The sequence below is a fragment of the Streptomyces katrae genome (genome assembly GCF_000966975.1).
Taxonomy (GTDB): Bacteria; Actinomycetota; Actinomycetes; order Streptomycetales; family Streptomycetaceae; genus Streptomyces; species Streptomyces katrae.
This window is the reverse complement of sequence record NZ_JZWV01000063.1, coordinates 1-5,934: the sequence shown is the minus strand read 5'-3', so window position 1 is coordinate 5,934 and position 5,934 is coordinate 1. Positions and strand designations below refer to the sequence as shown.

The window sequence follows — 5,934 nt, the reverse complement described above, 5'->3', positions numbered from 1 at the left end:
GGTTATGAGCCCAGCGAGCTACCGAGCTGCTCCACCCCGCGTCGGTGACACCACAGTATCACGACGCGGGTCGGAGCCATTACCGCTTTCCGGCCGGGCCGCCTAGCCCCCCGGCTTGGGGGCCGTCAGCTTGGCCTCCGCGTCGATCGCCCGCTTCAGCGCCGCCTGGAGGTCGCTCTGGGCCTTGCCGTACGCGGTCCAGTCGCCGGCCTTCATGGCCTTGTCGGCTTCCTCGACCGCCTTCTGGGCGTCGGCGAGGGCCGCCTTGACCGTCGGGTCCTGCGCCGTCGGCGGGGTGACGGTGCCCTCGCCCGGCTTGGTCGGCGGGTTCTCCGGGGGCACCGGCGTGGTCGGGGCCTCGGCTCCGAAGACCACGTTCAGCGCCTTCTCCAGGGTGTCCTCGAAGGCCGTCTGGCCGCCGTAGGTCACGAGCACCTTGCGCAGCAGCGGGTACTTGAGGCCGGAGCTGCGGACGTACACCGGCTCCACGTAGAGCATGCCGCCGTCCAGCGGGACCGAGAGCAGGTTCCCGTACTCGACCTCCGAATCACCGCCGCGCAGCAGGCGGATCGACTCGGCGATCTTCGGCTCGGAGTTGAACTTGCTCTGGACCTGCTTGGGGCCGTCGACCGGACTGCTCGTCGGCAGCTTCAGGAGTCTGATCTTGCCGTAGTCCGGGGTGCCGGGATCGGCGTTGACCGCCATGAAGGCGCTCAGGTTGTCCCGCCCGTTCGGCGTGAACGTGGTGGTGAGGGAGAAGACCTGGTCCTTCTCCTTCTGCTCCGGCATCTTCATCGACAGGTAGTACGGCGGAACCGCCGTACCGGCCTTGGTCGTCGGGTCGTCCGGGACCTGCCACGCCTCGCTGCCGCTGAGGAAGGTCTGCGGGTCGGTGACGTGGTAGCGGGTCAGCAGCTCGCGCTGGACCTTGAAGAGGTCCTGCGGGTAGCGCAGGTGGTCCATGAGCGGCTTGGAGATCTCGCTCTTCGGCTTGACCGTGCCCGGGAAGGCCTTCATCCAGGTCTTCAGGACCGGGTCCTGGGTGTCCCACTGGTAGAGGTCGACCGTGCCGTCGTACGCGTCGACGGTGGCCTTGACCGAGTTGCGGATGTAGTTGACCCGGTTCTCCTGCGCGACCACCGCGCGCTGGCTGTTGGTCAGCGAGTCCGCCGTGCTCTGGCCCAGGGTGGTGCGCGAGGCGTACGGGTAGCCGTTCGTCGTCGTGTAGGCGTCGACGATCCACTTGATCCGGCCGTCCACGACCGCCGGGTACGGGGCCCCGTCGATGGTGAGCCAGGGCGCCACGGCCTCGACGCGGTCCTTGGGCGTGCGGTTGTAGAGGATCCGCGAGCCCTCGCCGATGGCCCCGGAGTACAGGATCTGCGGCTCGCTGAAGGCGAGCGCGTAGGCGGCCCGGTTGACCGGGTTGTTCAGGTTGACGCCGGAGTCGCCCTTGTAGCTCGTCTCCTTCTCGCCCTTGTCGTCCGAGTAGTCGAGCTCCTTCTGCGGTCCACCGACGATCGAGTACTGCTTCGTCTGCTCGCCGTAGTAGATGCGCTGCTGGAAGTCCTTGCCGAACATGCCCTGGGAGGGCAGGTCCGACTGCGTGAAGTCGGGGGCACCCTTGTCCGTGGCGGTGTTGCCCTTGGCGGCGACCACACCGAAGCCGTGCGTGTAGCGGAAGTGGTCGTTGATCCAGTTGTTCTTCGGGATGCCGCCGATGTTCAGCTCGCGGAGCCCGATGACCGTGTCCTGGCCGCTGTAGCGGTCCACGGCGAGCGTGGACGGGAAGGCGTAGTAGCCCTTGACCTGCTGGAGCTGCTGGAAGGCCGGGGAGACGATGTTCGGGTCGAGGAGCCGGATGCTGGCGGTGGTGTCCGCCGTCTTGCGCAGCTGGTCCTTGTTCGTGCCGGCGTTGGGCACGCCCGGGTAGTCCTTGACGTCGGTCCCGTCGATCCCGTAGGCGTCGCGCGTGGCCTTGATGTTCTTCTCGACGTACGGGGATTCCTTGGCCTGCTCGTTCGGCTGGACCTGGAACTTCTGCACGATGGCCGGGTACAGCCCGCCGATCAGGATCGCCGAGAGGACCATCAGGCCGAAGCCGATGACCGGCAGCTGCCAGGTGCGCCGCCACAGGGTGGCGAAGAACAGGACCGCGCAGATCGCGGCGATGGCGACGAGGATCGTCTTCGCCGGCAGGTAGGCGTTGGCGTCGACGTAGCGCAGACCGGTCCAGTTGTCGGAGGCCTTGAAGTCGCTGGACTTCACGGCCAGCCCGTACCGGTCGAGCCAGTACGCGATCGCCTTGAAGGTGACGAAGAGGCCGAGCAGCACCGACAGGTGCCCGGTGGCGGCGGCGGTGGCGCGGGCGCCCGGACTGGTCACGCGCAGTCCGCCGTACAGGTAGTGCACGACGACGGCCGCGATCACCGACAGCACGACGGCGGCGAAGCCGAAGCCGAGCAGGAAGCGGTACCAGGGCAGGTCGAAGGTGTAGAAGGACACGTCGAGATGGAACTGGGGGTCCTTCTTCCCGAAGGGCACCCCGTTCACGTACATCAGCCAGGTCTTCCACTGGCCGGCCGCCGACGCGCCCGCGATCAGCCCGACGACGGCGGCGATGCTCAGGAGCAGCCACTTCTTGTACGGGGCGACGCTCATCCGGTACCGGTCGAGGCTCTGCTGCTCCATCGACATCGCGCTGAGCGGCGGCCTCAGCCGGTAGGCGAGCCATACGTTCAGCCCGACGGCACCGGCCATCAGCAGCCCGAAGACGGCGAAGAGGCCGATCTTGGTCCACAGGGTGGTGGTGAAGACGGAGGAGTACTTGACGGAGCGGAACCAGAGCCAGTCCGTCCAGAACCCGGCGAACATGATGAACGCCATGGCCAGGACGGCCAGGACGCCCAGGGTCAGCAGAAGGGTCCGGGCGCGCCGGGAGGGGCGGCCGACTCTCATCCGTGGCCCGGAGGGGCCTCCGCCGCGGTCCGGCATCTGGAAAGCCAAGGTGCGCACCTCGAAAGTCGCTGTGTCTGGTCGTGGGCCCACGATCGTAGGGCCCACTCTTGCAACTTACTGAGGCTTTAGTCAGTTCCCGGTATCGGGGAGAAAGGAGGCAGGATGTTGTCCATGTCCAACCTTTCGCCCTCCCCCGGCACCCCCATGGCGGCCAGTCCGCTGACCCGCGCCGTCCTCGAGATCGACGAGTACGCCTCCACCCTCGGCTGGGACAAGCCGGCCCGCCTCTTCGCCCTGGTCGACACGGCCCGCCTGCGCCGGCAGGAGCCCGGGCTCGCGAACCAGCTCGGTCTCGACACCGACGACGCGGGCAAGTCCCAGTTCACCCCGATCGAGCAGGACGAGGTGCCGGCCGGGACCCCGCTGGACAAGTTCCTGGGCACCATCGCCTGGCCCGACGCGGTCGTCGGCTGCGCCCTGACCGTGGAGCGGCTGATGCTCCCGCCGTCCGCGGAGGCCTCCGTGCCGGAGGGGCTGAGCGACAAGCAGCTGGCCAAGTGGGTGGCCGGCCACCCGGAGCGGCAGGAGGTGCGCCTGACGGTGGGCGTCCTGCGCGACGGCTCGCGGGAGTCGGCCGTGCGGCTGCGGGACAAGGACTCCTCCAGCGAGGTCCTCACCGGCGCCGGCCTGGTGCCGGGCCTGGCCGACGCGCTGGCGGCGACCTTCGCCTGAGGCCCCGCAGGGCCCCCGGCGCCCCGGGGGCCCGGCCGGAACCGCCGGCTCAGGACTTCGCGCAGCTCGGCAGTCCGGCCGTGTCCCCCTTGCTGATCTTCTGCAGGGCCTTGGTGGCGTCGTCGATGGTGGAGACCTTGACCAGGGTCAGGCCGTCGGGGACCTGCGCGGCGGCGGAGGCGCAGTTCTCGGCCGGGGTCAGGAAGTACTCGGCTCCGGCCTGGCGGGCGCCGATGGTCTTCATCTGGATGCCGCCGATCGGGCCGACCTTGCCCGTGTCGTCGATGGTGCCGGTGCCGGCGATGAACTTGCCGCCGGTCAGGTCCTCCGGGGTGAGCTTGTCGACGATGCCCAGCGCGAACATCAGGCCCGCGCTGGGGCCGCCGACGTCGGCGAGCTTGATGTCGATCGGGAACGGGAAGGTGTGGTCGGTCCCGGCCTTGATGCCGACGATGGCGTGGCCGTCGTCCGGTGCCTTGCCCGCGGTGATGGTCACCTTGGCGGTCGTGGTGGGCTCGCGGTTCGCCTTCTCGGCCTCGGCGGCGTCGGATGCGGGGACGATGGTGAACTCGACGGGCTCGCCCGGCTTGTGCTTGGTGACCAGCTTCGCGACGTCGCCGGGCGCGGTGACGGGGCTGCCGTCGACGGCCTTGACGACGTCCCCGGCGTGCAGCTTGCCCTCGGAGGGGCTGCCCTTGACGACGCTGGCGACGACGACGCGGGCGCTGACCGGGATGCCGAGCTGCTTGAGGGCGGCCACCTTGGCGCTCTCCTGCGACTGGCTGAACTCCTCGGCGTTCTCCTGCGTGGATTCCTTGTCCGTCTTGCCGTCCGGGTAGAGGTTCTCGTGCGGGACGACGATGTTGTCGCCGGCGATCCAGCCGTAGACCGCTTCGAGCAGGTTCATGTCGTAGTCGGCGCCGGTGACGCGGACCGTGGTCATGTTGAGGTGCCCGGTGGTCGGGTACGTCTTGTGCCCGGAGATGTTCAGGACGGGCTCGCCGTGCGATTCGCCCAGGGTGTTCACGGTCGGTCCGGGGCTCATCTCGGAGTACGGGACCTTGAGGAACACTCCCGCGCAGAGCAGCGCGAACAGCACGAGGGAGGAGGCGAGCATCGTCGCTGTACGGCGTGGCATGGATCGACAGTACGGGACGGTCCTGTGAGGCGACCCGTGGGGCCGGTCCGTACGGGGCCGTGGGCTTCCGGGACGCGTCAGACGGCGTCGGAACCGGAGTGCGCCTTCTCCTTCTGCCTCGCCCGGTCGGCCTTGTCCATGGCCTCGCGGAACCTCGCGTAGCCGGCGAGTTCGGATATGTCGCCTTGGGTGCGGTCGCGCGCCGCCCAGCTGCCCCATATCGCCGCGCCGATCGCGGCGAACAGCGGAATCAGCAACCACGCCAGTGACGCCATGGACGTGCCTCCCTGCCCCGAAAGTACGAGTGTCGTCGGTGGCTTCAACGCTCGTGCCCGTGGGGGGGTTACGCAAATCGAGGGCGTGTTGCGCGGCCGAACGGGTGTGAGGCTACTCCCGCCCGGCCACGCCTGCGCGACCGGGGGGCGGTGGTGTGCGGGGGGCGCCGGGACCCCTCAGCAGGCGCCGACCCACTCCTCCGTGCCGTCCGAGAAGGTCTGGTGCTTCCAGATCGGCACCTCGTGCTTGAGGTCGTCGATCAGCATCCGGCAGGCCTCGAAGGCCTCGCCGCGGTGCGGGCAGGAGACGGCGACGACCACGGCCAGGTCACCGACGGACAGGTCGCCGATGCGGTGCACGGCCGCCAGGGCGCGGACCGGGTACTTCTCCACGACGCGCTCGGCGATGCGGCGCATCTCGGCCTCGGCGGTCGGGTGGCAGGAGTAGCCGAGGGAGTCGACGTCCGCGCCGCCGTCGTGGTTGCGCACCGTGCCGACGAAGAGGGTGGTGCCTCCCGTGGCGTCGTCGCCGACTGCCTTGAAGACCTCGTCGATCGAGAGCGGGGTCTCGCGGATCGCGAGCAGCCGGATCGGGTCCTGGGCGGCCTGCTCGCCGGGGTGGTCGAAGTGCGGTGCCATGTCATCCATCGTGCCTCAGGGGCTGACGTGGCGGAATAGCCGGATCGCCCGTCCCGTGACCCGCCGGTTGGGAGTCTCCTACAGGAGGCCGTGGTTCCGCCCGGGCCCGGAGCGGTGTCCGGGCCCGTGGGCCGGGGCCGCCCGGAGGCGGGAGGCCCCGGCGCCGGCGCGGCCGCCGGACCGGGGTCAGAC

At 69.5% G+C, this 5,934-nt stretch carries 5 protein-coding genes; 1 reads left to right on the top strand and 4 read right to left on the bottom strand.

Annotated features, from left to right (window positions below; translation table 11 throughout):
* Nucleotides 1-102: 102 nt before the first annotated feature.
* Entirely contained in the window at nucleotides 103-2,958 is a 2,856-nt protein-coding gene (locus tag VR44_RS03525; protein WP_384746857.1) for a UPF0182 family membrane protein, read from the bottom strand.
* A 162-nt stretch (nucleotides 2,959-3,120) separates the two neighbouring features.
* On the opposite strand from VR44_RS03525, the gene VR44_RS03520 reads away from it, so the two are divergent.
* Nucleotides 3,121-3,690, top strand: coding sequence for a PPA1309 family protein (locus VR44_RS03520; RefSeq protein ID WP_094191411.1), 570 nt, complete (start codon nucleotides 3,121-3,123; stop codon nucleotides 3,688-3,690).
* Nucleotides 3,691-3,739: 49 nt separating this feature from the next.
* Here VR44_RS03520 and VR44_RS03515 read toward each other — a convergent pair whose 3' ends face one another.
* The 3 genes from VR44_RS03515 to VR44_RS03505 all read right to left on the bottom strand — a co-directional run bounded on the left by VR44_RS03515 (nucleotide 3,740) and on the right by VR44_RS03505 (nucleotide 5,742).
* Nucleotides 3,740-4,828 carry a YlbL family protein gene (locus VR44_RS03515; RefSeq protein WP_045945867.1) on the bottom strand — a complete coding sequence of 363 codons (1,089 nt, stop codon included), beginning with the start codon at nucleotides 4,826-4,828 and terminating at the stop codon, nucleotides 3,740-3,742.
* A gap of 77 nt (nucleotides 4,829-4,905) precedes the next feature.
* Nucleotides 4,906-5,103 (bottom strand): hypothetical protein, encoded by a 198-nt coding sequence (locus tag VR44_RS03510; RefSeq protein ID WP_045945866.1) that lies wholly within the window; start codon nucleotides 5,101-5,103, stop codon nucleotides 4,906-4,908.
* 177 nt (nucleotides 5,104-5,280) lie between these two features.
* Entirely contained in the window at nucleotides 5,281-5,742 is a 462-nt protein-coding gene (locus VR44_RS03505) for a molybdenum cofactor biosynthesis protein MoaE (RefSeq protein WP_045945865.1), read from the bottom strand.
* Between the last annotated feature and the right edge of the window lie 192 nt (nucleotides 5,743-5,934).

What these genes read in the sequence shown, in the direction of transcription:
- VR44_RS03525 (WP_384746857.1), bottom strand. Translation starts at nt 2,958, where the DNA reads ATGAGAGTCGGCCGCCCCTCCCGGCGCGCCCGGACCCTTCTGCTGACC.
- VR44_RS03520 (WP_094191411.1), top strand. Translation starts at nt 3,121, where the DNA reads ATGTTGTCCATGTCCAACCTTTCGCCCTCCCCCGGCACCCCCATGGCG.
- VR44_RS03515 (WP_045945867.1), bottom strand. Translation starts at nt 4,828, where the DNA reads ATGCCACGCCGTACAGCGACGATGCTCGCCTCCTCCCTCGTGCTGTTC.
- VR44_RS03510 (WP_045945866.1), bottom strand. Translation starts at nt 5,103, where the DNA reads ATGGCGTCACTGGCGTGGTTGCTGATTCCGCTGTTCGCCGCGATCGGC.
- VR44_RS03505 (WP_045945865.1), bottom strand. Translation starts at nt 5,742, where the DNA reads ATGGCACCGCACTTCGACCACCCCGGCGAGCAGGCCGCCCAGGACCCG.